Raw genomic sequence first — 26,705 nt, forward strand, 5'->3', positions numbered from 1 at the left:
AGAATGCGGGTATACAAGAAGTGGGATTTTGCCCGTCGTGGTTATGTACATTGAACCGTTTGAGGCTAGGAGGCTATACATGAGTACATATGGTTTGATTCAAGAACAGCGTAGGATACAACCTTTTTACTGGATATTTACACAGATCATGAGTGGATTAGGCATGCTTATTGCATTAGCAATGATTGTAGGTCCGATCTATCTGGTTACCATATTTACGGAAGAGTGGCTTTGGTTGACACTTATTCTGCTGCCGTTGGGGTTATGGCTTTTCTATGTATTATGGCGAGCATTGCGTCGGTATGCGTGGAAAAATCGTCATCTGGATCGTGTGGAAATGGATGACTACCAGGTGCGATATATACAGTGGAACCCAGAAACTCAGGAGTCGGAAGAGGATGCGTTTGACCGTTCGGCTATTCAGCAGGTGTATATGAGTCGTTATACGATGAAAAATGCTCATTTCTACCAGAAGGCGAATTTTGGAGAGCATGTGATGCTCTATCAGTTTCTGCCGGAAATACATATCATCTACCGTCAGGGTATGCAGAATAAGATATGTACCGTCCGGTTTTATGAAGGGGCTGAAGCTAAGGCATGGTTAGATGAGCTGTCCTCACAGGAAGTTCCACTAACGTTCACGATGTACTCTAACGCGAAGCTTGGTACAGAAGAGTTTAGAGCAGGACTAGAGGAAGACCCATATCTGGAAGAGGCATCATGGACGGGAAATGTTCTACTCCAATATGAGTCTTACCATGAGCGCCGGATGAAGTTGATTCTGGATCGGATCGACAGTGCTCGGTCAGTGCAAAGGAAGAGGAAACAGAAAAGGGCTGCCCGTAAGAACGTCAAAGCCTTCCGCAATGTAGGTTGGGCTTGGCTTGTATTTGCACTCCAATGGGGAATAGCCATACTGCTCAAAGAGCAAGCAGAACAAGGTAATGTTAATCCGGTTTCTTCCCTTATTCCTATCGTGGTTTATGTTGTGTGCGGCGTCCTATTCGGATTTTTGACAACGATCTTTGTCTGGAAGCATGTGTTGATCTATTGCATATTCACTGCGGTTAACCTGATTATCATCAGCGTCTCATTCTATGCCTCAGATGATATGAGTGCCGGCGCGCGTATGTTGGATACTATGGGTGTTGTGAGTTTCTTAGGTGTTCTATTTGTCGCTTTGCCTTTGATCGCTTATCAATATCGGCTAACGACACGCAAAGGATTGCTGTATAAGAATGAGGATCAATCCTCTTCCACTACCCAAGACAAGTGACATTACATGAATTGTCGTGAAATAAAACATATCGAATTAAAGCTTATATTTACGCCTTTTGAGAAGGAGGACTTCATATGAGTATGTATAGCCATTCGCACGATCTCGTCGAGAAGCAACGATGCATGTCACCTTCGTATCGGAAATTCCGTTATGTCACGTTGTATGCATATATGATTATCGGAGCTCTGCTCGTGATTGCGCCTGTTATTCTCCTTTTCGTTGATCTATCCATTTTAACGTGGTTCTTTCTTGGTGCAATTCCTTTTGGCGGCGTGTTAGCCTATCGTTCTTATCATCAATTACAACAGGAGACGTGGGTGGAGAATCACCTTAGTCAGACTCAGATGCGTAATAACCAAATTAGATACAGCCAGTGGAATCCACATACTAAAATGAACGAGGAGAACCAATTGGATTGGTCTCAGATTCAAACGGTGTATTACGGCAAACATATGATAGATCGCCTTAATGCTTATGTGCATAAAGCACCTTCGGGTCTGCAAACCATGCCTGTCATTCACTTGGTGTATCAGCAAAACATGAAAGATCGAGTTCACAGTGTGCCATTTTATGAAGAGCAGGATGCTGAAGCGTGGATAGCACGTCTTGCACCAACGGGCAAATTGAAGTTTACAACGATCCATACCGTTGGTTATGTACCTGAAGCAGAGTTATTGAAGAGACTCCGCATGGATCGGGATCAAGAAGTATTTTCGCACACAGACCAATTAAGTCATCAGTACGATATGTTTCTGGAGCGAGTGGAAGAACGGATGGAAGCCGATGAGTATGACGAATTAACGGAGGAAGAACAGAAAGAATTACTTGCACTAATGCGTGCTGAAGATGAGCAAGAGCGACGAGACTCATCAACGCGTAATGTAGGTCTAGGCTGGCTGGTATTTGTACTGCAATGGGGCGTTGCTTATTTTATGGGGAGAGCGGCAGAATCCGGAAGTATTGAATCCGAACAATGGCTTATGCCGTCTATTATCATCATGATAGGTTGTGCACTGTTCTATACTTTAGTAAAAAGGTTGCTGTGGAAGCATATGTTGTTTTATGCAGGCGGCACATTTCTGAACTTCCTAGGCACCAGCATCCTGCTGGGAGGAAGCGATGAGACAACAGTGATTGGACAGATGCACCTTTCCTTATCCGGCAGTGCAATATTATGTGCTGTGTTAGTTTGGATTCCATACATTCTCATCTATCCGCTCAGAGCAGGAAGAGACGGTCGTAGACAGGACGAATCCATATCCCTAAGTCATTCATAAACATTCATAATACATCCAAATAATACATCAAAGGCACCCCGCATTCTAAGGAATTGTGGGGTGCCTTTGTATAGATCTATACAGGATAATCACGAAAAACATACACGTGCCCTAACTTGATGCAGGGATGAGCTCATTTTTTGTCGTCTATATACAAGGATCTACGTTTGCACTCATTTACCTATTGAAGCTATCAAGATTGTACCTCGGCGTAATGATCTCGATATTTCTCGTCATATACCCGACCGACTGATTCTGCCAGTCCACCTCGCGCTTTCTGAGGATAACGTTCTATGGTGTGATACAAGCGCATGAAGCGATCCTTGGGCATAAAGCGCGCGTAGCGGGTAATAAGACTAGGGAATAACTCAATATATTTGCTTTTACGTACCGCCGCAGCCGCTACTGCAGTGAGGATCTGAATGCCATTGTGTAGTTGTAAAATATTCACTTCGTACGTAGCGATGTAACGAATGGCATCTTCACGCACCAGATCAGGCTTGAGCCGAGCAATCTCACCAATATATTCGGCGAGCAGCCGCTCGAAATTGCGAAGCAGCAACGGTTTTAACTGTAAATCCATGTCACTTCGAAGGACGAAGGATTGAAGTAGAGCCACTTGCTGGAGACGAATTCGATCATTGTATACGAGTGAGCCAATTTCACGCAGCATTTCGTATGCGAGAGCTTCGTCCTCCTGACGAGCTTCGGCGACTAGTGCCCAATTGCGGTTGATCCCCTGACGGATATTTTCCCGTTCCTCGTACAACAATCGCTTCATCTGGCGGAGTTGTTGGACAGGAAAGGCACGCTTATGAATATAGATGAGCCATCCGATGAGCAGTAGAGACACGGTTGCGGCTAGCATCGTCTGATCGGTCGTTTCACCGAAATAGGTTGCCGCAGAACCAAGAATAATTGTGAATAGGAAATCGCGAGCGATCCGGCGCTTAACCCGTGAGCCAGCACGTTCCTGCACAAGAACGAGTGTGCTGCGCCCACAGGAGGTACATTCATCTTCCCATAAGCAGGTATATTGTCCGCATCGCTTGCAGACTCGCAACTTTTCAAAGGCATATGTCGTCCGGTTAAAGGGTCGGATCGAAACCACTTGTTTTGTGCTCATGCTCTAATCACGCTCACCGTTCAGAATAGTATATAGCGTGCGATCTGAATCTTCTCGGGTCACAGGCTTCCGGTTATGAAGATAGAATTGAACCGCTCTAATTAGGACAAAAAGAAACAATATGGCGAGACATACGTATGTAACCATAATTCGATCCTCTCTAGATAGCGTTATTGTGCGTACAAATCAAGGTGATCGCACGCTACGTTGTTATATTGCGGTTTGATGGCAATAACTATATCATATTTCCATAGTTGGAATATTTGTTCCAAAAAAAGGGCTGGAATCGTCGATTTTTGCCAGTCATTACAGAATTGTAACTCAAGATAGGGGTGCTTTTCAGAATTTATTAGTAGACTGTTAAGATTTCCTTAAGGCTTGACGCCTATAATAAACTATTCCCATTTTAATCTCAAACGTGAAGGAGTACACCTCATGCTGCGGACACGCAAAATACGCTGGCTTAGCGGAACCTTGGTTCTGCTGGTATTACTAACGCTACTTCTGCCTTCGACAATGCTGCCTCAGGCGGCAGCGGCTCAGGCACAAACGAGTGGAATTGATGCGGTACTTGTGGCCGATGTAAGTAATTCGATGAACACAAGTGATCGTGACAAGATCAGCAATGAAGCCATGAAAATGTTTATTGATATGCTACCTGTCCAAGGGGACAAGGTAGGGATTGTCGCTTACACCGATCAGGTGGAGCGGGAAAAAGCGATGCTAGAGATTCAGTCCGATGCGGACAAAAGCAACCTGAAGGATTTTATTGATCAGCTGGGTAGAGGGCCGTATACGGATATTTCCGTAGGTGTCGCCGAGGCTGTGAACATTCTGAACCATGGCGCTGACCCGTCCCATTCACCGATGATTGTGCTACTGGCGGATGGTAACAACGATTTTAACAAAACAAAAGGTCGTACACAGGCTGAGTCCGATGCAGATCTGGACATAGCCGTGAAGGAAGCACAGTCACAAGGCATTCCTGTGTATACGATTGGTCTGAATGCGGATGGCAAACTGAACAAGGATGCACTTGCTGATCTAGCTCAGCAGACAGGCGGAAAATCTTTTATCACCGATACGCCAGAGGATCTGCCACAGATTCTAAGCGAAATTTTCGCCGATCATGCCAAATTAAATGTCGTGAAGCTGCCTTCCATCACGGGAAACGGCAGTTATCAGGAAGTTACCGTGAATGTGCCGAATGATAGTGTGCTGGAAGCTAACATTTCGATCATGTCATCGAAGCCAGTTGAAATTCAGTTAACAGATCCTGCTGGCCAAGCTGTAGACCTGAACTCGAATGCGGCCAAGTTAACCACTTCGAAGAGCTATTCCTTGGTGAAGCTACTTAAACCGCAAGAGGGAGATTGGAAGCTACGAGTCAAAGGGGCTCCGAAGGACAGTATCGATATCAATCTGCTCTTTAACTACGATCTGCAACTCGTCGTGGATCCAATTAAGACCAAGTCCTATAAAAAAGGCGACAAGATCGATCTAACCGCAAAGCTGGAGAATGGCGGTCAACCATTACAGGATCAAGACCTGTATGCTGACATGAAGGCGACGCTGGTGATCAACGATGTGGATACAGGTAAAAGTGAGGAACAGCCAATCGAGAACACAGGAAATGGATTTGCTGGTACGTTCACTGTTCCAGACAATCACAATTATGAGCTGGTTATTCGGGCAGAGGAAGATAGTTTTTACCGCGAGAGTGCTCCAGTCATCATTAATGCTGGCGGAGCAGCGGGAAGTGGAACTCAGCCGACGACATCAGCTGGTGGGGAGGACAAGCCGTTTCCATGGTTACCTGTGATTCTGGGTGTCATCGCTCTGATCGTGGTGGCGGTTGGCGGTTGGTTCTTGATGGGCTGGATGAAACGTAAAAATCGCGGCTTTGTCGGTCAGATGGTCGTCGAGATTCGTGATGAGAACACGGGAGACAAGTCTTATCCCCAATACAAAAAGCTAGCATCGTTCCGGGGCAAATTCCATCTGCATCAATTGCTGCAGCTAGACCCTGAACTAAAGGAAACGGAAAAATATATATTTACACCCGGCAATGGTGACCGGATTATGATACGCAACACCGCAGGCGGCACGCTGGAGAAATCCGGTCGTGCGGTCGATGCAAGCTCAGGCGTTGAACTGAAGAACGGTGATCGACTGAGCATCCCGCTGCAACAGGCGGATAAAACCATTTTGATCGAATATCTAATTTAAAATACTAAAACCGTTAGAGGTTGGGAAAAACCGTTTACACGAAGACGTAGAGGATAGAAATAACGTGAAGAAGCGGTAGCGCTCGCCTGAAAGCTTTCTTTCAGAAAGCTACTTCGGAAGCATACGCTATCCCCAGATTTTAACCTTTGAAAAAGAGAATCGAAAAATCCGAGGATAACAGCGATCGGAAGGTTGTTCTGTCATCGGAGTGGCAAGTGTAATCATGTTTTATTTCCAACTGCGTTTACCAAAGGGAGGACATGGAATGAAACCGATTGTTAGAGAACATATTCAGCAACTGGATGTATCGCTTGGCGGAGGAATTGTCAGCGAAAAAATCAGGGTGGATACGATCGATAACCCGATGTTGATTATTGGTCTTGGGGGAACAGGGATCGATGCATTACTTCGTCTCAAGTATCAGATTAATCGTCGCTTCAAGCTGCCACAAGATCCAGTGTCGAAGAAGAAAATGGAGAAACCAGACAATGTCGAGTTTCTTGCATTCGAAACGAACGAACAGGATCGTGCGAAGAGATACAAAGGAATCGGTCTAGACCCGATTAACGAATTCGTGTTACTGTCCAACGCCGAGATTGGCGGATTGCTGCAGAACCGCAGTGTGCTGGAGCCTTATATTACGGACTGGCTCTCGCCAGAGCTGAGCATTACGGATGGTATGAACGGAGCTGCGGGTGTTCGTCAGGCAGGTCGTCTGCTGTTGTTCACGAAGATCAACCAAGTGGTGCAAGCCATCGATAAGAAGATTAAGACACTTTCCGTAGGTACGAATAAGAAATTGATGGTGTTCTTGCTCACCGGTCTGTCCGGGGGTACTGGCAGTGGATGCTTCCTCGATATTTCCTATATTGTGCGTGGCATCATCGAACGTGATCATGGCTCAGCAGGGATTGACCGGGTCAATACACTGGGCTACCTGTTCACGCCAGACGTGAACTTGTCCAACAAAAGCTTGAGTGAGCATACACGGGAGTATATCCGCAAGAACGGTTATGCTGCGCTTAAAGAGCTGGACTACTGGATGAACGTGGACAGCCGCGGAGAACGTTTTACGCAGAAGTACGGTAACATTCTGACCGTGAACTCGCCGTTGCCACCGTTTAACCTGTGTCACTTGATCTCAGCCACGAACACGGAAGGTAAACTGCTGGAGAATGCGTATGATTACTGTATGAATGTTACGGCAGAGAATATCACCAACTTCATGGCGAGTGAAGAGAAGCAGTCTGGGGAAGAGTTCGCGATCCATGACTACATTAGCAACATTCGTACCAACATTGCACAGATGAACAAGGTATACCCGGCGAACTATGATTACAACATCATCGGTGCATCCTCGGCTGTACTACCGATTGAAGAAATGACGACATATCTGGCGTACCGGATGTTCGACAAGATGAGCACGATGTTCTCCAAAGCACCAAACCAGGAAGATACCGAGAAATTCGCTCGTAAGCTGGGCATTGATCTCGAAAGTGTAGTGAAGGCATTTGAATCCCGCGTGCCAGAGCCGCTCCCAGGTTATCAGAACAGTGAACGTCTGTCCTACAACAATGTCGTGAAATCCCAAGTCGTGAACATGGACACGGAGCTGGAACAGAACTTCCTGGCACGTGCTCGTGAAGAATATATCAAGGCGAAGAAACAGCATCCAGGTGAGATTGCAGGGCAATTCACTGAACAGATTCGCCGGATGTTCCTGCACCCAGAACAAGGGCCATTCTATGTTTCTCGTCTCATCTATACGGAGAAAGGCTTCTGTATTCTCAAAATGATCCAATCGTACATTGAGACTTTACGGGAGAATGCTTTCCGCATTCCGCGTGATATCGAGGCTGCCCAAGAACAGTCTGAAGAGAAACTCGGTGATGCGAAGAGTGCCTTCGTCTCCAAAGAGAAGAAAAAGAATGCTTATATTGAAGCTAAAATTCATGAGTACTGGCTGCATGCTGATGTAGAGCGGAACGAGCAGATGATTGAGTTCTATGAGGATCTATATGAACTACTCAACCAAGAGAACAGCCGCATCTATAACGTATTTAGTGAGACATTGAATGCCCTCAGTTCAATTTTCTCCAAGAACGGAGATATTCTGACCCGCGGGGAAGAACAGGCAGATCACAAAGGCAACAAGACGTATTATTGGAACGTGGTAAGTGTACCGGATATCGTCAGCGTCGTGGACGGGCTGTTAGACAAGCGTGATACGGATGACTTGATCCGTGACTTCTCGCGTGAACTGCTGGAGAACTCTAACCAGTGGGTGAAGGAGAACGAAATTGACGTCGTTAGCTCCATCTCAGACTTCTTGACCGAGAAGTTCGGCGATCTAATTACCCGTTCGATGGAAGATTTCCTCGTGATCAAGTACGGTCAGGATGAATCGGTCGAGAAATTCGTAGAGCGGCATATCGCAGGCAAATTAGATGATGAAGCGGTGCCCGTATTTAACCTGAGCAATAGCACGGGTAGCCTTCACTTTCCATCATGGGGATTCGTATCCGTACCAACACAGGCACCGGGTATTCTCAAAGGAATTCGCAATTATCAGAACAATGCGGTAGGAAAGTCTCACTTTACGGTTAAGGAGAGCGAGGTTCGTAATCGAATCTTCTGGTTGAACACACGTAACGGTGTGCCGCTCTTTGTGTATACACCTCTCAAAGTATATGAAGAAAGTTATGAGCGTACAATTCTCGACAAAGAGGGGATTGGTCGCCACCTCGTGCAGACGGAGAAAAATAACTGGACGTATCTTCCGTCCCCAATCCCTGAGAAATCATGGGGCGATGTGTATGAGAACAGCCGCGTGAAGCAGTACAATGCCCGTGTTCGTTCCGAATTCGAACAAGCGCTCGGATACAACATCATTATGGCGAAGACGTTGGATGAGAACACAAGCAACCGCTACGCGGTGGTAACGACAGAGCCGTTTGATCTATCTGCGAAGTTAGGCAGCTACGACATGCGTCTGACATCAACTACACCAAACCTTGGTGAAGTGAAGCGGGCGGTCATTGAACTGAAACGCCTGCAATCCGAAGGACTGCCACGGGTCAGCGTGAAGGATATTTTCGGAAGTATTAATGAAGATATGGCGAAAGAAAACCTGGTGCGTTCTCCACAACTGATTGCGCGTGTACGCGAGGAACTGGCGAAGATGAATGCAATCTCCGTTAAAGTATCTGAGCTTGAAGGTATCCTTGCTCAGCATCAGGATGAAGAGCAATGGTATGATCGCTTCATTGAAGCACTCTATACCGATACGATTGTGAAGAAGGGTGCACTGTACGTCTATGACCGTGACCCAGAGGAAGATGCATGGGAACCGTTCGCCAATCTCATGAAGAGCCGTAATTTTGCTGAGTATGAGGTGTTTGGCAACTTCCGTGGATTGTCTGAGAAGGATCGGAACACCTTGCTTCGCAAAGCTTCACGCCGGGATAACGATCTGACCGCTTCGGAGGATATTGCTCCGCTCCTTGCGAAACTGGATGAACTTGCTGCACTGTTCATGGAGTCCCGTGATCGCCTTGAATACGAACGTGTCGAACTGGCGAATGGTGAGGATATCTATCAGTTCTACAGAACGATGTCGTCCAAGCTGAACGACATTCGCAGAAGGTTGAAATAAGATGGCTGCCGGGATGAAGCACAGCTTGGAGCAATTCGCGGCATCATATACGGCGGAGCAGGAACGTCAGGGCAGTCTGGGTGACGGTCGCAGCAGCATCCATTACCCTGCCTTGTTCTTGTTCGTGGGTGACTTGGTTGCACCGGCATTACCTGTTGTCCGTGAGATTAACCGAACAAAGTGGGATAACGGGGATGGCGTGGTCTATGTACAGGTTGGAACCGAAGACCTGGATCAACAAGAGGAGCGTAGGGGCGAACGATCTGAGGAGAGCCAGGTAGCCTGCCATATTCTAACGCTGTCTACGGGACATTCGGCATCATCCAAAACATTACGCAAAGACATATACCGTCAGTTTCACGATTCAGATCAAGCACTTGCGGGTCTGAATCGTACTTTACGGCGGGTGAGTAACCGGATCGCTGAATACGGGCGTCTGTATTCTTCGTTTGACCGTATCTATGTGACGGTTGTAACTAGAGCGGATGATCCATTGAATGTGCTTTTGCCTGAGCTTACGAAATTGACGGAAACGATATTAGCTCAATCCTTCAAATCCGTGCAGACAGATCTGCATGTTCTGGTTAGTGAAATGGAGCAAGTGAACTCATACGGATATGCAAGCGCAGCGGGACTCGCCTTTTTGCGAGAGCTTGATTATATGCAGGGCTTGGACTATACCTTTAGCGGTCGTCTGCTCGTGACAGAAGATGGCATTTCTATTCCGGTCACACATCCCGCTTCGCCACTGTTTGACCTGGTATATATTTTGTCAGATAAGAATGAACGGGGTACAGGGGTATCTGGCGGGTGGATAGAGAATGCCGAGATCATCTGCCGTATCTGTCTGCTCAAGAACCGTAAACAGGATATGGATGCTGCTGGCACCATTTCGAGCACAGGAGCGAACACCTATAACAATACCTCATTCAAAAATAACATTCGCACCACCTCAGATCAGCATGGTTACGCCAGTGCAGGTTTTGCTGAGATTAGACGTCCCAACAAGCCGATAGCTCTTGCTGTGCTGTACCACTTCTACCGGCATCTGCTTGAACAGATGCGGAAGGAACCGGATGATTGGGGCATCAAGGACAAGCTATCATTCTTCGGTCTTGATCCGATGACGATAGAACGTAAGATTGATGGGCTATTACCAGGTGAGGATCTGGTCAGCGGTATGAGCGGCATCATGACCCATAACGTCAGCTACGCTGATCTCAAGCCGCTATCGCTACGTGAAGCGGAGAGAGCGCTGTTCGGTCATGGAGCCGAGGCGTACTTCCGCGATAATGTGGCACGTAAGGTAGAAGAACGTGTACGTCAGCGGAGTACCGAAGGTACTCTTCGTCAGCAGGCGGAACAAGCTCGGGGTGAGCACCCGGAGGTAGGTTACTTCCAGTGGGCGGCTTGGAGTAATCATGGAATGGGAAGTGTACGCGAAGGTTTGCTTGGATTGATTCGGGACAAATCCATGCAGCTTGAGTCCGCACGAGCTGTTCTTGAGCAGCGACTACAGGAGCAGGTGCAGGATCAACCGTTCAAAAGAGCTTTATTCCGTGATAAACAAAATGTACGCAACGTGATTGATTGTATCCTTGAGCGAGTGTATGTACCGAAGGTGGAGTTATTACGGATCGAAAATGAACTGCAATTGCTGCGCATCTACGATACGGAGATGGAGCAGCTTCACGCTTTTAGTCGAGGCATCACCCAATCCCTTGAGGAATTGAAACAAACATTGCGCGAGACAGCCGAGGAGAGCATAGCTGCAGCGGATGAGTACATTGGACAAAATGTTATGGAATACTACGGTAAAGTGACGGAAGATCTGATTACGGATCTGGAGGCCAAGCGTGGACGGGGCGTATGGTTTGAAGACCGCTATATGGGGGATATGAACCATCTGGCTACGCAGGGCAAGGAGCGTGTATTGGAGCGACTTATGGACGTATGTCATGCATTGTTGCTGACTGCTGAACCGTTGCGTGTTCCTTTCGAAGAGGAGCTATTACAACGTGCCAATGTCACGATTACGTATGGAGATAAAAATGTGTTAACGCGTGATGACCTGTTCCGTCGATTATATCGCACGTTAGAGGATCAGGCTGTTGTTCGGGTTAGGGTGTTTGATTATACGCAGGAACATCGGTATGAAGAAAAATATTTCTTTGGTGACCATGATAGTGCCTTTATGGACTACGCGGCACATGCCGAAGAAACGTCACGAATTTATAAGCTTGGTGTCGTGTATGAAGAGCGAAGCAGCGGCGTAGAGAAATTGAATCTTATGGGAGGCTTCCATCTCGAAGATCTGATGGTCTATCGTAATGCCAAGGTATATTACGATTCCTATACAGACAACGGATATGAGCTACATCCTGAAGGTCTTGCGGACAAACTGTCTCCCGTGCGGTAGCCGGCCTTCGTCATCACTCACGCTTGTATTAATTCAGCCTTATTAAGGGCTGGTGTAGAAAGGATGCATGTGAACATGCAGCGAAAAATCAATCTTCTCCTGGTACTGTTCAGCCTCATTGGCGGAGCAGTAGGATTTGCGGCAGGGGAAATCATGCTGCATCAGTGGCTTGGAGAGATGCCGCGTCTGTTGCTGATGGGATTATATTTCGGTGTTGTTGCACTAAGTGTGGGTCTATTCTGCCTGCTAGCTGAGATGATATCACCGAAGCTTAACGGTGCTTCATGGAAGCTGCGATATCTGAGCTTGTCTTGGAAATTACTTGTCCCGGCAACACTCGCACTCTTATTCGTGGTGGGGCTAGTGGTGCAACTGCTGTATCAGATCAATCCAGGCGGTGTGAAGCAGGTCAAGGATATCGTGCTCATGATTGACAATTCAGGCAGCATGACAGAGACCGATCCGAATAATGGCCGCTTTGAGGCAGCGAAGACGCTGATTAGTCAGATGGAGAGCGATAAGCAGGTAGCCGTGATTACATTTGCGGATGAGCCAGAACTGTTGCAGCCGTTCATTGCACTGGATAATGAAGCTGCTAAGAATGAGGTATATGATAAAATCGATAGCATCGTGACGACCTCAGGTGGAACGAACTTTGATGCAGCGTTAAAAGAAGCGATGGAGCAGATTAAGGGCAAACAAGATCCGAAGCGTGGTACCGTTGCGATATTGCTATCTGACGGAATGAGTGAGGTTGATACGTCTGGCATTCTATCGGAATATGTGAATGAACAGATTGCGGTCAACACGGTGGGACTCAGCTTGGTCGACCCTTCGGGTACAGATCTATTGCGCAGCATCGCTGGGCAGACAGGTGGTCTCTATTATGATGTGCCGGACGCAGGTGGACTTAACCTGGCATTCCAGCAGATTTACGATACGATTGATGAACGAACACTAGTTACGGAACGTACTGGCATGATGGAGCATAGCACGTATCTGGCTATTTTCCGCGTAGCTGCCCTGCTGTTGATTGGAGTAGCGCTAGGTGTTTCACTTGGACTGGTATTCGATAATCGCCATCTAGCGCTCAGCTTCGGCATTGGTGGAGCAGTCTCAGGTTTGTTAGCGGGTCTCCTTCTGGAATGGGGGCTGGATGGATCACCTGTCGGTGATGCATTTGTAAGGCTTGGCGCAATGCTCTTGCTGGCTTCCGTATTAACCCTGTTTACATGGATTATTCCGATGAAGGAGAATACACCACGGAGCAATCGCGGCCGGCGAGATGCCAGAAGAGGGAACGCTTCGGCAGAAGGGTTCGGAGGGCGCGCAAGAGACACACGAAGCAAAGGATTCTAAACATCGGGAGGTCTTAGGAACATGCAATTTACGGATGCAGATCCTTCGGCGCCCACAATTCGCAAACTGACACTTGCGGTGGACGAAGGCATGTGTACGCTTCGCTGGCTCTGGCCAGAGGGTGTCGAGGCTGTGTATGTTGAACGGCTGGAGGTTGCGATGCTGGGCAAAGAGAACAGCGGCGATGCACATGCACAAGGTAAATTGAAGCTATATACGCGTGAGGAATACAAAGCTAGTAACGGATACGTGGATCGGATAACAGGTTTTGGAGCGATCCGTTATACGGTTTATATTTGTAGGATGGATGATGCCGAGCCAGTACTGCTCCGTCAGTCGAACGGTGAGAACACGGTAATGGCGAGTGCAGGCAAGGCGGATATTCGATTTTCCATTCGATATAAAAGTGGTTTTTTTCAGAAAAGAAAAAGTGTATTCATGACCGTTACGACCGAAGCGCCAGTTCCGAAGGAGGCTCTCTGTTATGTTCGTAAACAAGGGAGTGTTCCACTAAATAAGGAAGATGGTACGGTCTATCCATTTGTAAATGATTTTGCACCTGGAAGAAATGAGATGCCGCCTGTTGAGATTGCGAAGGATGAATACGTTAGACTATTCTTCACAGACGGCCCCAAGTATGGAACGGTGTACCGGCTAATATCGGACTAATGAATAGGTTGACTTTCAATTAGGGGAGGGGAGTGGCTATGAGCTTTTTTAGTCGTTTTTTGAAAAGACAGCAGCCAGAAGAACGGCCGCTATTTTACGATATTGTATGTCCCTATTGTTTCAGTAAATTCTCACCTGAAGAGGTTGTATTCCGGGCAGCTCATCACCGAGACGACGATGAAGACTACGCATTGGGGGAAGATGCGAAGCTGAATCGCTACCGTGAACGGTTTGGGCTTGATACGGTGTTTGATATGGAGGCCGTGCTTGCCCCGCATGACGTACCAGAGGAGCATCGCATTTATTCAGACAACATTGTGATGGGGTTGAATGATCGGTATGGTGTTGTCACCCGCCGTAGACTGTGCCCGCATTGTCATAATGAGTTACCTGTTACAGCAGGTAAGGCACCAAGCAACATCATATCCATTATTGGGGCTTCCCAGGTGGGTAAATCGGTGTACATGACATCGCTCATCCATACGTTACAGCATTACACAGCCGACCATTTTGATGCTGCTTGTATGCCGCTGAATGCAGAGATTAGCCGTAGATTCCGTGCGGATTATGAAGAGCCGTTGTTTGAGCGGGGGGATCTGCTGGATTCAACGCAGAAGGAGAAGTTGCAGGAGCCGTTTATTTTCCAATTTGTGTTCAAGGACGAAGATAAAGCTCCACTGACACTGGTGTTTTTTGACGTGGCTGGTGAGGGTATGGTGGAGCAGGATTATCTGGGACTTCACGGACAGCATATCAAAAATTCAGCAGGCATTCTGTTTATGGTTGATCCACTTCAGATTCGCTCCATTCGGGACAAAATCCGGATTAACCTCGGCAATGAGCCAGGGGAGTGGACACCAAGATATGATGAACCGCGCGACGTGGTACTGACATTGTTCGGTGACTTTATCGCTTATCAGGATAAGGCAAAAACAAACATTCCAACAGCCGTTGTGTTGACCAAAAGTGACATGCTGCATTCCTTGAAGGATGAGGATGGCGATTACATCAAATCCAACAGCAACGTGTTCCGTAACATGGTTCACCGCGATTGGTTCGACTTGACGGAGTTTGAGAATATCGATGGAGAGATTCGCCGTTTTATTGAGAAGGTAGATCGTCCGTTCAAAGGCACAATGGATGTTTATTTCAAAGATACGGCATATTTCGCTGTGTCCGCACTAGGAAGCAATCCGGTAGATATGAAGCTACAAGGGGTTGTTAGTCCGATCCGCGTGGACGAGCCATTCCTATGGCTGCTGTACAAGCTGAAGTACATTGAGGGGAGAGTGGGATGATGCAGTCTTCCATGACCCCGCCGATTGAACAACAGATGTATACCCGTGAGCGGCGAGGGGTATTTCGCACAACGGAAGGCTTCGATACGGTCGCGGCATCACCGGGACTGGAACCTTCTTTTATCAAAAAAGTACTTCATCCGTACTGTGTCTATGATGCTCCTGCGGAGCTGACTGGCCGGAGTGAGAAGGACGAGACCAAGTTCCCAGCTGCGATACATCTACTGCATCTGGACAGTGGAGAGACGATCCTAGGGCAGAATGTGTACCAAGCGGCGGACTTTACGGGACTTCGCAGTGCCTTCTTTGCTCATAACTATGTGTTGCCTTCCGAACGCTCGGAAGAGCTCATGAGAACGGGTCGCTGGTTGGATGTGGCGTTTGCTACGTCTTATGACATCGAGCAAGGCACAGTACTGCCTGCTTTGTCTGATTTACCAGGTGTTCCACTGAAAGAGCAGGAGGCTGAACTCAGCTTAGGAGCCCGTTCCGACGCGCTTGCCGAGATTCTGGCTGGGTTAAAACTGAACGAGACGTTGTTCAAGCGTTTGCTCTATGCCGTGATGCAGGCTGTCGCGACACGCCGTAAAGTGTACATCGCATTGGATCTGCCCGCAGAGCAAGTCACAGCAGGGGCGAAGGAGTTGCTTCGTCTGCTCTATGCGGCACTACCTTACGCATTCCGGAGACAGCTTGGGTTCATGACGTTTGCCAAGGAACCACAGGCGAAGAAGGGCATCCACCTTCAGTTCGTAGAACGAGGCACACTTCGTCCCAAAGATCGTAATACAGAGAAGGACTTTACGTTCGATCTCATGTCAGGCAGAGTAACCCACGTGGATGCAGCAGTGGCAAATCTTCCTTATATGGATTTTGCATGGTCATTGCTACATGATCCGAAGGCGGCTACGCCGTTTTATTCTTATGCCGATGAGATGCTATCGGGCATGGAGCCTGGACGTGACCTTTCGGTTGAAGCGTACGGGGAGTTATCTCTATTTTACCGGCTTGAACAAGGACATGAAGACCTATATCTTAATCATAAAAGCGGTGTGCTAAGTGGGCTTCTTACATATCTGAAACCCGAGGGGGCAATCCAGCGCCGCGCTCGTCTGAATGAGCTGTTCCTGACGCTGCTTAGTCGGGAATTAAATAATGTTAAGCGAGAGAATGTGCCTGAAGAGCCGGTTGCAGCTCGAATCGGTGAGTATTTCTCCGTAGCAACGCCAGTGGTTCAAGCCCGAATCGTAGATTATTTCATCTATGCGATCAACAATGCGCGCACACAGAAACGTATGCGGGCGGTTCAAGAATTATACAGTTTACTGGATCGGAATGTTGCGCTGAATCGTGCATTTTTCGGTAAGGTGTTAACTAATGAGTCATTGACCAAGCTGTTATTTGAGCCCTACTTGGACAGTCAATTAAAACATACAGAGTCATCGGCAAATGTGGTGGACGTTATTGAGAATTGGGTACTTTCCCATCCGTCGTCTATCCATAACGATTTCTTGCTGGAACGGACAGCCTCAGAGCTTCGCGAGCGGCTGTGCTCTGCACTGAATCCGGTACATTCCGCCAATGAAGCGCTCAGTCGAGTCAGTGTATTGGATCGTGTCTCAACCTCCATGGAAGACGCTGTAGACACGGGAATTACGGGACAGATCGGACAATCCGAAGTGGTTGTCCGGTCAGAACGTAAACCTGGAGCTGACGCGGCAGCCTTGTCCTATCAAGAGCAATTAACCCGCTTGGCGGATAAGCTCGCCTACGTCATTAATCTCTTCCTGATTCAGGATCTTGATCTAGATCGAGTGGGCCGGGCGCATCTGTTAAGCATTGATATTTTGCAGCATGATCGTGAGGTTCGGGATTGGGCTGCACGTCAGGGCTCAGATGTATCCGCACGCACGAACATGATGCTCGCCGCGAGAGCCTGGCTCAGTGGTGAAGGTCGGGATGAAGAGGATCTGGAAGCCCTCTCCCTTACAGAGCGTAATGAGCTCCAGCGTTGGACCAGACGCTGGCTTGCCGATGAGCTTAGAGAACGTCCTGATGAGGATGCGTTCGCAGCTTTGCCTCTCGCCTTTTATCGTGGAGGTAGCGGCGCTAAGCTGGACTATGCAGGTCTGATTGAGTTTGTTCGGAGCACAGCAGGCAGTGAGCGAGGTCTGTATCCGTTTCTGGAATGGTCGGGCAATCAACGGCTGTTTGTCCGAGGGTCTCAAGCGAGCAAGCCATACTCCGATGCGATCGTAGCGTACTTCAAGGCGCATGATCGTGAAGCCTTCAAGTCGAAGTCAGCCTTTAAGCCATATTATGCTAGAGCAAGTAAGACCATGAAGCCAACCTATGACCGTGCGAAGTCAGAATTATCTTCATCTCTGGTACGTTTATTGACCGGGAAGAGGAAAAATGTTTTTCTAGGGTCATTCGTGGTCATTCTGATTCTTGGCATTGCCGGAGGAACGTATGCTTTAATGGGGAATAATGCAGAACCACCTGCAGCTTCACCTACACCGGTTCAAGACCCTGCGATCCCGGCTGAACCCGAAGTTTCATTAGCTGATCAGATGGCATACATTGCACCAGCAACCGAAGAGAGCGGCACAGCGACTGCGCCGCAACTCGTCATTCGCTTCCGTAATGAAGCAGACCGCGATGCATTGCAGACGGATAAGCTGCAATTGAAGCTGGCGGACGGTAGCGTCGTTGAACTGGAGGATGCGACAAGTGAATGGGAGAGCTTCAACCGGAATGAGGAACCAGATGCGGTAGATTCATCTGATGGTGAATCACAGGATACGGCAGCAGGGAATTCGGGGGATAGCTCTGATGGGAGTTCGGAGAGTATCTCTACTGATACAACCGATGATACCCAATCCAGTAATGATGGTGGAAGTCATGATTCCAATTCGACCACAACATCCGATTCGACCGAATCTACGAACGAGTCTTCTCCAGATGGAGCAGGGACAACGCCACCCGGATCTTCTAACTCTACGGTGGCTGGAGAAGAAGGTTCTCCTGTGACAGAACCACTTACCGTTGAGGCGGCAGATCGCTTATATCCTTTCGGCCAACAGGTCTCACTCCCGACGGATGTGGATCCAGCGAACATTGTCAGTATCCAAAGTGGAACCACTGTGATTGAGCTAACATCACAGCCAGAGGCGTAGCAGCAAGTCTTCTGGTCGTTTCAGCATTGAATGTAATGAACTTATGTATGAACACAATGATTTCAAGAACTCATGTCATGCAATTCATTCATATTAAATGACCTCGGTAATGGTTTACCGGGGTCATTTTTTGTGAACAGCAATTCATTTTCATGTAACATTTGGATGGTTTTGACTGTCTATATAAGTTGAACTAAAGAATATTTACACTTGCCACTCCAATGACAGAACAATCTTCCGATCGCTGTTATCCCCAGATTTTTTTGATTCTTCTTTCCTAAAGGGAAATCCGGGGATAGCTTATGCTTCCGATGTAGCTTTCTTGCAGAAAGCTTTCAGGCGAACGCTCCGCTTCTTCAGATTATTTCTGTCCTCTCCGTTCACGTGTAAATGTTAAGTTCAATTATATAGAATGTAGAGGTTTATAGAATAAAATTAGATGACATAGGGGGCATATGATGAAAGTTTGGCTTGCAATCATATTGATGTGTTGTGTCGTAGTGGGATGTTCTAATGCAGGGGATCCAATCTCAGACCCATCGGATCAGATGGAGAAGCAAGATGGATCACTTACAGCAACAAGGCAAGTAGGGAATTATGTGTTGCAGCTTGTGGCGACTTCTGAGGGGGAGCAGCTTATCCATTTTCGTCCCAGCATCAAGTATGTTGGAGAGCAGACAGAGCATGAAATCTTTCATGGCGTTGGACTGTTCGATGTTGATCTACATCATGATGGGGAATCCATTCTTCCACCTAGAAGCTCTATCGACCTTGGAGTTACAACCGTTCTAAAGGCTAACGAGTGGTATACGAAAGAGTATCAGATTCAACTGACTCAGGAACAGCTTCGAGATATCCCTATGGATGAGATTCAGGTGGTAGTAGAAGCGGACTTCGAGTCAGAGGAAACTGGTTTTGATGATAAGACAAGAATGATCTTATATCTCCACGAGATACAATCGGATTGAAGAAAGGGTGAGAATTAAGTAGAAAGTTGAACGATAGGCAGGCTACGTTTAATCATTCCTTTTGAACTATTGCTGTGCTTTCTCTTTTTCAAGAACATAAGCAATGCTCATCTCCACAAAATTCAGCACGTCCTCAGATACGGGATATAGTCCTGACTCTTCAGTAGGACGCTTCCTCACTTCCCAGAACTTCTCCATCAATTCCTCATCTCCGTTGAAGGTTTCTTGTGATAGCTTCATTAACTCAAAGGCAATATGGTAACCTTCATCGGATTGTGGTGGAATAGCTTCCTGTATGCACCACTCAATCCGTCGTAGCAAAGAAACATATTGTTGAGTTGCCTGGTCACCGCTACTTAGTCTGGGTAGGGCATTCTGTAGAAATGCACTTTCGTCATCGGTGAAATATTCGATCCACTGTTTGGCAGTAGGCTGGACATTATGAACCAGATGAGAGACGCGTTCCCAAGAGAGTTCACCCTCTAGATCAACCATGTTAATTAAGGATGTCGTATTTGCAATACTGCTCTGAAGCGAAGAGAGCTGCTCCTGAAGATGATTATGGTGTGCGATCAAAATATGGCGAAAGGACAGCCTGTCCATTACATTTCGAATGTCATCGAGCGGTAATGATAATGACTTAAGCAAGGTTATCTTTTCAAGAGTGAATAAATCTTCCTCAGAATAATAACGGCGGCCGTTATCTTCTTTATAACTCGGTTTAAGCAGACCGATCTGATCATAATACCGCAGGGTTCGAACCGAAATATTCCGCTGTTTGGATACTTGTCCTGTTGTCCATCGATTCATGGTACTGCTCTCCTCCCGAAATTATGACTTGCAGGTGACGTAACGTCACCATATATCATTCAAGTATATCACAGAGGATTGAGGGGTTAAGGATGACTAGCACAGACACGTGGAAGAAGATGGATCAATGGACATGGCGTGAGTTTGCCGCCTTACTTGCGCTTGAATTTGTATTTGTCATATTTGTTATTAAGTTTGCAGTACAGTCCCTGTATGAACAATGGTTGAGCAATACGCTTTACTCGGGAACTCTTACAGGACTAACGATTGCGATTGTTCTTTTGTTAGGGATCTATTTGGTCGCGTTACGACCACAGAAACTGTCCTGGACAGAGGTAGGTCTAAAGGGATTCCCTGCAAAGGATTGGTGGAGGATAGTGCTATGGACACTCATGCTCATCGTCCTCAGTGTGGGAGCTGTGTATCTGACCAGTTTACTTGGAAATACGGTGGACAACAGCAAAACAGAGAGTTTGAAGCAAAGTGTTACAGTGTTTACAATTCTCATTGGTGTAGTGTCGGCAGGGATTGTGTCACCCATTTATGAGGAGATATTTTACCGTGGATTTATATTTCGCTGGCTACGCACTCGTGTGAGTATGAGCTGGGCTATTGTGATTAGTTCACTGATCTTTACTGCTGCACACTACCCTACGATGAATGCCATGCCTGTGAATTTTATTAGTGGAGTTGTACTTGCATGGACCTATGAACGTACAGGATCGGTCGTGCCTGGCATGATCGTTCATGGTGTATTTAATACGATTGCTGTGTTGTTAACAGCGTTGGGGTAGAGTGTATTTTGATATAGTTCATGCGAGGGCGGATGAATGACGTGGTATGAATATGGACGTGGTTGAGATTCTGTTCTCTGAGTTTCGTGAATAAATGGAACGAAAGAGCATATTGATGGTTGGAATGGTTTTTCCGAAAATGATGCGTTAGGTTACGCTTGTGCTGAGAAAAGCTCTCACATTCACACAGGTATTTAAGGGGGGAATTACTGAAGTTAGTAGCTAAAATGTGTCGATCCAGCTTAGAAAAAATAGATTTAATTTCGATTACCTGTTGACAAATGATAATGATTATCAGTATCTTTAGCATAGAAGATATTTTGCGCCGGAAATAATCAGAATTACAATTTCGTTTTCGTTGTCGATAGCCGGGGTATCACCGGGATAAATGAGAGAGGGATGATCGAATGTTTCGTCTGGAGACGTCTAAGCTGGATATCGCATATGAGGAAAGACTAATTGTTGAGGATCTGAATATCCAGATTCCCCAAGGGAAAATCACAGCACTTGTTGGAGCCAACGGCTCAGGAAAGTCTACGATCCTGAAAACGATGGCTCGGATCATGAATCCTAAGGCTGGTAACGTTCTGCTCGACGGAAAGTCCATTCATAAGCAATCCACGCGTGAAGTAGCGAAGCAACTCGCGATCTTGCCACAGAATCCTACAGCTCCCGAAGGACTCACAGTAACGGAACTGGTGTCTTATGGACGATTCCCTTATCAAAAAGGTTTTGGTTCAATGCGTGCTGAAGATAAGCGCATGATTGAATGGGCGATTAATGTAACAGGCATGACGGAGTTCCATGACCGTCCAATTGATCAACTGTCTGGTGGACAGCGTCAACGTGCTTGGATCGCTATGGCACTTGCGCAGGAAACAGATATTCTCTTCTTGGACGAGCCGACAACGTTCCTCGATATGGCTCACCAACTTGAGGTGTTACAATTGCTGGAACAGCTTAATGCGACAGCTAACCGCACCATTGTTATGGTTGTCCATGACTTGAACCATGCTTCACGTTATGCGCATCATATGATCGGAATTAAGAAGGGTAAAGCAATCGCTACAGGCTCGCCTGTAGAGGTTATGAACTCTGATGTACTCCGTGAAGTATTCAACATTGAAGCGGATATCGTTATTGATCCACGTTCTGGTGTGCCTCTCTGCTTGCCTTATGCTCTTGCAGGGGAGCGTCAACAACAATCCACGACACCAGATCCACGGGTGATCAACAGTGCGATGGTTCATGCCGGAGAACGTAAAGAACAACGTGTTCATCAGGCAACGGGAAGTTAATCACGAATTTAAATATTGCAGACCATATATAGGTCATTAATTATAGAAATAAGTCACGTGCAGTATTGCACGTGACTTATTTTTTTGTATAGAGACTGCTAAAGGGGGACTACATTTTATGTAGGACGGTGTACGGTGGAGAATCTAATGAAAGACGAGTGGTTACAGATAGATAGGTGTTGAGGATATTTGGTAATTAAACGGTTCATGTTTATAATAGTAAGACAGGCTACTCAAGAGAGCGCACCGTCGTTCTGGTTAAGTTAGCTTAAGTCTAGAACAAAATCATGGGAGGAATCAGTCATGTCCGTATATTCGTACAAAGCGTTAACTACCGCTAATCAGGAAGCACCTCTGGATCTGTATCAAGGTAAAGTATTGGTGATTGCCAACACAGCCAGCAAATGTGGACTGACTCCACAATACGGCGAATTACAGAAGTTATATGACCGTTATCGCGATCAGGGTCTGGTTGTATTGGGCTTCCCTTGTAATCAGTTCGGTGGACAAGAGCCTGGTACAAGTGAGGAAGCTGAGTCGTTCTGCCAAGTGAACTATGGGGTTAACTTCCCTGTGTTTGCGAAAGTCGAAGTTAACGGCGAAGATGCTCATCCATTGTTCCAGTACCTTCGTGAACAGCAGCCAGGTGAGGGTGAAGATAACACGATTCAGTGGAATTTCACGAAGTTCCTGGTTAATCGTGAGGGTGAGGTTGTAGGTCGTTATGAGCCTAAAGAATCTCCAGAAGCTATGACAGCAGAGATCGAGAAGCTGCTCGGTTAAATACATGATGTGGGGAGCTTGGTCTCGATCAAGAGACCAGGCTCCTTTATCATTTATAGAGGTTGTTCAGAAAGTCCGCTTTTGATTACGAAGGATGCCTGACGGCATCATCAGCAGCGAATATAGTATTCAGCCGAAATAAGTGAATGCTTACGAAGTTTGTTCCCTTGGGAAACAATGTAGTTGCTCACGTAGTCTGCCTACGCTCCGCTACTCCATTTCTGGCTTTATCCCATCTTCTTGGTACTGAAAAGCGAACTTTGTGAACTTGGATTATAAGAGGTTGTTCAAACAGTTCGCTTTTGATTACGAAGGATGCCTAGCGGCATAAATTTTATGATCCAGGCAAAGGTTTACTTAGAGGATAGTACCCGGTATCCGAAGCAAGCTTCAACAGATTACGCGCGTAACTTCCTGCCCAGGAATACCCGTGTCGCCGTTCTTCGCTGATGTCCAGAATGTTCATGTATTTCAATCCATCCCGATCCGCATAGAAAGGCACATCCTCATCTACATTATAGAAGCGGTACCAGATCACGCTCCCCGCATCCGGCTCAAAATAAACAGGACCTTGCCGATTATATTTGGTTCCATTTTCCCGAACCGTATCAAACCAGCGCAACGCTGCTTTGGCTGCTCGTTCAATCTCCGGTGTTTGCGGTCTGGACATGAGAAAGGCAGTTACGGCTACAGACTCAGATCCCGACTTGGAAGCCAATTCATACGCTCTACCTGCTACAGGAGAATAGGTCACAGGATCATGCTGAGCACCCCAAACGGTAGGTTGGCCGTTATTGATAATCTGTGCTTTAAGGGTATAGTTGATACCCTTGTCCAGAGCAGTCTTCAGTTTATTACGGTCATTGTTGCTTAAAATATCGTTGTCAAATCCCTGTCTTCGCTCCACGATATCGTCAATGAGGATCATCGTTTGTACCATAGCATTGTCATTATAAGTCACTGCGTCGGAGTAATTGCTCCGTTTAGGATATACCTGTGGCCATCCTCCAGACGGATATTGAGAGGTTAAAATAAAGCCGACGGCTTTGCGGACGCTGTCCTTGAAGACGGGATTTCCTGTTTTGTTATACATATCAGCTAGAAAACGGATTTCTGATGTTGTAGCATCATTATCAAACGTCCCGAGTTCAGTGCCATTTGGATCCTTCCAGCCAGAGCGTGCTGTTACGCCATCCCAAGGTGCTGCATATTGCTCTTCCATGTCTTTGTAGAATCCACCATGCGGCATCTGCCATGAGACGATATTGAGTGCATAGGCTGTATCCTTAGCTAGATCACCAGTGGCAAAATTACTAAAATCTCTAAACTTCTGAAGCAGAGAGGAGACATCCACACCTGCTGAAGCTTTGGAGGACAAAACTTCGGTTTTGATCGTTACGGGCGGGGAATCGACAGCAGCAGCAGGGGTAGTGGAAGCAGCTGAAGCACCGTAAGGTACAGCGACTCCGGCTGTCATCATGGCAACGGCAAGCGCGACGGGAACCAATTTGAGTGTGGCAGGCACTGAATGTTTCTTCAAATGAACGCCTCCTGTAATTTTGGTATTTGTAGTATATAAAATCCAAATAAAGGATCATATACCTGTATTGTAAGCGCTTACTATCATGAAAATCAACCCATTTATTTATTGCTTTTGAAAAATATTGGATTTACCTTTCTGGATGTATGTTAAGGCAGGGCTAGAAATAACCCATTTTCTGTGGTTCTTTGAAGCAATTCAGATCATCACGCTGGAGCATAAAGGGCTTGTTTTCAGGGGAAAATAACGTCGTAAACCCATGCAATACACCCATGGCAGTACCCAGGGCGAGGAATCATACCAATAGCAGGCCAGCCGAGTTAAACTGCATTTCGACAATTTTTTTTAGAAACCTATTGCAATGTGAAAAAGATCACATTATAATGAGTGTATAAAGTGAAATAAATCACATGGACAGTATCGACAAAGTAGTGAAATATTTCACAACTTAATTAACATTATAAATCCTATAATTTTTCATACACTCAAGGAGGAATTTTAAATGAAAATCGCAGTTATCGGATGTACACACGCAGGAACCGCAGCTATTGTTAACACCGCCAAATTGTATCCAGACGCAACAATCACCGTGTACGAGCGCAATGACAACATCTCCTTCTTATCTTGTGGTATTGCGCTATATGTTGGTGGCGTGGTGAAAGATCCAGATGGACTGTTCTACTCATCCCCGAATCAGCTCGCTGATCTGGGCGTTGTAACCAAAATGCTGCATGAAGTTACAGCCGTTGATACGGCTAATCACAAACTTCAGGCTAAAAACCTGCAAACAGGGGAAGAATTCGAAGATACTTTCGATAAGCTCATTGTCACTACAGGATCATGGCCGGTTATTCCGAAGCTGGAAGGTATTGAGATGGATAACATCTTACTCTGCAAAAACTATAACCACTCCAATACCATTATCGAAAAAGCCAAAGACGCTAAACGCATCACGGTTGTAGGTGCAGGTTACATCGGCATTGAATTGGTGGAAGCTTTCCAAATGAACGGTAAGGAAGTCACCTTGATTGATAGTGTGGATCGTATTTTGAACAAATACCTCGATCCTGAGTTTACGAATGCTATCGAAGACACGCTGACTAGCCGCGGTATTAAGCTGGCCTTGGGTCAGACGGTACAGAAATTTACCGGTGAGAATGGCAAAGTGAGCAAAGTCATTACATCCAAAGGTGAGTTTGAAACAGATCTCGTTATCCTGTGCATCGGCTTCCGCCCGAATACGGAGCTGCTCAAAGGTCAGGTGGATATGCTTCCGAATGGTGCCATCATTGTAGATAAATATATGCAAACGAGTCAGAAGGACGTCTTCGCCGCAGGCGATAGCTGTGCAATTCATTACAACCCAACAGGTAAAGCATCTTACATCCCACTGGCAACCAATGCTGTACGAATGGGAACTCTCGTAGCGCGTAACTTGGTTCGTCCTACAACACCGTATATGGGTACACAAGGTACATCGGGTATCAAAATTTACGATCAAAACATTGCAGGTACAGGTATGACGGAAACATCTGCAGCAGATGAAGGCTTGATGGTCGAGGCTGTCGTGTTGGAGGATAGCTACCGTCCGGAGTTCATGCCAACAGCTGAGAAGCTGCTGCTCAAAGTGGTCTATGAACAAGCAACTCGCCGCATTGTTGGTGCACAAGTGATGTCTCAAGTGGATCTGACACAATCGATCAACACCATCTCGGTCTGCATTCAGAACAACATGACGGTAGATGAGCTTGCATTCATCGACTTCTTCTTCCAGCCACATTACAACAAACCGTGGAACTTCTTGAACACAGCTGGACTGCAAGCTTTACCTCCAATTGAAGTGAAAGCACCAGCGCTGGTGTAAGTAAGCGCGAATCCGGAGTGCAATAAAAAGTAAATCAGGAACTAATCAAAGGAACTAAATAAACCAAAAGGCTAGCGAGTAATCGCTGGCCTTTTGGTTGTTCTGAGAGAAGTAGCCTGTTCTCTAACAGAGTTAATATTGAAGTGAAACGGATCAAT

17 protein-coding genes are annotated in these 26,705 nt (G+C 46.7%); 14 read left to right on the forward strand and 3 right to left on the reverse strand.

The features are described 5' to 3' along the window. Positions 1-79: 79 nt before the first annotated feature. Positions 80-1,276, forward strand: coding sequence for a hypothetical protein (locus J2T19_RS19830; protein WP_307218774.1), 1,197 nt, complete (start codon positions 80-82; stop codon positions 1,274-1,276). A gap of 77 nt (positions 1,277-1,353) precedes the next feature. Continuing rightward, entirely contained in the window at positions 1,354-2,556 is a 1,203-nt protein-coding gene (locus J2T19_RS19835) for a hypothetical protein (RefSeq protein ID WP_307218776.1), read from the forward strand. Positions 2,557-2,749: 193 nt separating this feature from the next. Here the strand turns inward: J2T19_RS19835 and J2T19_RS19840 are convergent, their stop codons facing one another. Next, entirely contained in the window at positions 2,750-3,682 is a 933-nt protein-coding gene (locus tag J2T19_RS19840; RefSeq protein ID WP_307218778.1) for a hypothetical protein, read from the reverse strand. A gap of 435 nt (positions 3,683-4,117) precedes the next feature. On the opposite strand from J2T19_RS19840, the gene J2T19_RS19845 reads away from it, so the two are divergent. The 8 genes from J2T19_RS19845 (at position 4,118) to J2T19_RS19880 (ending at position 19,458) form a co-directional block, all read left to right on the forward strand. Then, entirely contained in the window at positions 4,118-5,911 is a 1,794-nt protein-coding gene (locus J2T19_RS19845; protein WP_307218780.1) for a vWA domain-containing protein, read from the forward strand. A gap of 265 nt (positions 5,912-6,176) precedes the next feature. Then, on the forward strand, positions 6,177-9,566 hold the full coding sequence (locus tag J2T19_RS19850; RefSeq protein ID WP_307218782.1) for a tubulin-like doman-containing protein: 3,390 nt from the start codon (positions 6,177-6,179) through the stop codon (positions 9,564-9,566). 1 nt (position 9,567) lies between these two features. Then, positions 9,568-11,985: a transcription initiation factor TFIID gene (locus J2T19_RS19855; RefSeq protein ID WP_307218784.1), complete on the forward strand. Its 2,418-nt coding sequence runs from the start codon at positions 9,568-9,570 to the stop codon at positions 11,983-11,985. Positions 11,986-12,060: 75 nt separating this feature from the next. Beyond that, positions 12,061-13,344 (forward strand): vWA domain-containing protein, encoded by a 1,284-nt coding sequence (locus tag J2T19_RS19860; RefSeq protein ID WP_145044471.1) that lies wholly within the window; start codon positions 12,061-12,063, stop codon positions 13,342-13,344. 21 nt (positions 13,345-13,365) lie between these two features. Next, on the forward strand, positions 13,366-14,013 hold the full coding sequence (locus J2T19_RS19865) for a beta-mannanase (RefSeq protein ID WP_307218788.1): 648 nt from the start codon (positions 13,366-13,368) through the stop codon (positions 14,011-14,013). A 38-nt stretch (positions 14,014-14,051) separates the two neighbouring features. Further along, positions 14,052-15,311, forward strand: coding sequence for a TRAFAC clade GTPase domain-containing protein (locus tag J2T19_RS19870; RefSeq protein WP_128103867.1), 1,260 nt, complete (start codon positions 14,052-14,054; stop codon positions 15,309-15,311). Further along, positions 15,308-18,490 (forward strand): GAP1-N2 domain-containing protein, encoded by a 3,183-nt coding sequence (locus J2T19_RS19875; protein WP_307218790.1) that lies wholly within the window; start codon positions 15,308-15,310, stop codon positions 18,488-18,490. The genes J2T19_RS19870 and J2T19_RS19875 overlap by 4 nt, the downstream gene beginning before the upstream one ends. A 458-nt stretch (positions 18,491-18,948) precedes the next feature. Further along, positions 18,949-19,458 carry a hypothetical protein gene (locus J2T19_RS19880; RefSeq protein WP_307218792.1) on the forward strand — a complete coding sequence of 170 codons (510 nt, stop codon included), beginning with the start codon at positions 18,949-18,951 and terminating at the stop codon, positions 19,456-19,458. Between the two features lie 66 nt (positions 19,459-19,524). Here the strand turns inward: J2T19_RS19880 and J2T19_RS19885 are convergent, their stop codons facing one another. Then, positions 19,525-20,268 carry a MerR family transcriptional regulator gene (locus J2T19_RS19885; RefSeq protein WP_307218794.1) on the reverse strand — a complete coding sequence of 248 codons (744 nt, stop codon included), beginning with the start codon at positions 20,266-20,268 and terminating at the stop codon, positions 19,525-19,527. Positions 20,269-20,360: 92 nt separating this feature from the next. On the opposite strand from J2T19_RS19885, the gene J2T19_RS19890 reads away from it, so the two are divergent. The 3 genes from J2T19_RS19890 (at position 20,361) to J2T19_RS19900 (ending at position 23,143) form a co-directional block, all read left to right on the forward strand. Beyond that, positions 20,361-21,062: a CPBP family intramembrane glutamic endopeptidase gene (locus tag J2T19_RS19890; protein ID WP_307218796.1), complete on the forward strand. Its 702-nt coding sequence runs from the start codon at positions 20,361-20,363 to the stop codon at positions 21,060-21,062. Positions 21,063-21,469: 407 nt separating this feature from the next. Beyond that, positions 21,470-22,360, forward strand: a complete 891-nt coding sequence (locus J2T19_RS19895; protein WP_307218798.1) for an ABC transporter ATP-binding protein — start codon at positions 21,470-21,472, stop codon at positions 22,358-22,360. A 303-nt stretch (positions 22,361-22,663) separates the two neighbouring features. After that, positions 22,664-23,143 (forward strand): glutathione peroxidase, encoded by a 480-nt coding sequence (locus tag J2T19_RS19900; RefSeq protein ID WP_307218800.1) that lies wholly within the window; start codon positions 22,664-22,666, stop codon positions 23,141-23,143. Between the two features lie 334 nt (positions 23,144-23,477). On the opposite strand, the gene pelA is transcribed toward J2T19_RS19900, so the two are convergent. Then, positions 23,478-24,683: a pectate lyase gene (pelA, locus tag J2T19_RS19905; protein WP_307218802.1), complete on the reverse strand. Its 1,206-nt coding sequence runs from the start codon at positions 24,681-24,683 to the stop codon at positions 23,478-23,480. Positions 24,684-25,185: 502 nt separating this feature from the next. On the opposite strand from pelA, the gene J2T19_RS19910 reads away from it, so the two are divergent. After that, on the forward strand, positions 25,186-26,547 hold the full coding sequence (locus tag J2T19_RS19910) for an FAD-dependent oxidoreductase (RefSeq protein WP_307218804.1): 1,362 nt from the start codon (positions 25,186-25,188) through the stop codon (positions 26,545-26,547). The last annotated feature ends 158 nt before the right edge of the window (positions 26,548-26,705 follow it).

This window comes from Paenibacillus tundrae, assembly GCF_030812775.1.
Taxonomy (GTDB): domain Bacteria; phylum Bacillota; class Bacilli; order Paenibacillales; family Paenibacillaceae; genus Paenibacillus; species Paenibacillus tundrae_A.

Bases quoted from the DNA above. Each gene is read 5' to 3' on its own strand.
- J2T19_RS19830 (WP_307218774.1), top strand. From the start codon at position 80: ATGAGTACATATGGTTTGATTCAAGAACAGCGTAGGATACAACCTTTT.
- J2T19_RS19835 (WP_307218776.1), top strand. From the start codon at position 1,354: ATGAGTATGTATAGCCATTCGCACGATCTCGTCGAGAAGCAACGATGC.
- J2T19_RS19840 (WP_307218778.1), bottom strand. From the start codon at position 3,682: ATGAGCACAAAACAAGTGGTTTCGATCCGACCCTTTAACCGGACGACA.
- J2T19_RS19845 (WP_307218780.1), top strand. From the start codon at position 4,118: ATGCTGCGGACACGCAAAATACGCTGGCTTAGCGGAACCTTGGTTCTG.
- J2T19_RS19850 (WP_307218782.1), top strand. From the start codon at position 6,177: ATGAAACCGATTGTTAGAGAACATATTCAGCAACTGGATGTATCGCTT.
- J2T19_RS19855 (WP_307218784.1), top strand. From the start codon at position 9,568: ATGGCTGCCGGGATGAAGCACAGCTTGGAGCAATTCGCGGCATCATAT.
- J2T19_RS19860 (WP_145044471.1), top strand. From the start codon at position 12,061: ATGCAGCGAAAAATCAATCTTCTCCTGGTACTGTTCAGCCTCATTGGC.
- J2T19_RS19865 (WP_307218788.1), top strand. From the start codon at position 13,366: ATGCAATTTACGGATGCAGATCCTTCGGCGCCCACAATTCGCAAACTG.
- J2T19_RS19870 (WP_128103867.1), top strand. From the start codon at position 14,052: ATGAGCTTTTTTAGTCGTTTTTTGAAAAGACAGCAGCCAGAAGAACGG.
- J2T19_RS19875 (WP_307218790.1), top strand. From the start codon at position 15,308: ATGATGCAGTCTTCCATGACCCCGCCGATTGAACAACAGATGTATACC.
- J2T19_RS19880 (WP_307218792.1), top strand. From the start codon at position 18,949: ATGAAAGTTTGGCTTGCAATCATATTGATGTGTTGTGTCGTAGTGGGA.
- J2T19_RS19885 (WP_307218794.1), bottom strand. From the start codon at position 20,268: ATGAATCGATGGACAACAGGACAAGTATCCAAACAGCGGAATATTTCG.
- J2T19_RS19890 (WP_307218796.1), top strand. From the start codon at position 20,361: ATGACTAGCACAGACACGTGGAAGAAGATGGATCAATGGACATGGCGT.
- J2T19_RS19895 (WP_307218798.1), top strand. From the start codon at position 21,470: ATGTTTCGTCTGGAGACGTCTAAGCTGGATATCGCATATGAGGAAAGA.
- J2T19_RS19900 (WP_307218800.1), top strand. From the start codon at position 22,664: ATGTCCGTATATTCGTACAAAGCGTTAACTACCGCTAATCAGGAAGCA.
- J2T19_RS19910 (WP_307218804.1), top strand. From the start codon at position 25,186: ATGAAAATCGCAGTTATCGGATGTACACACGCAGGAACCGCAGCTATT.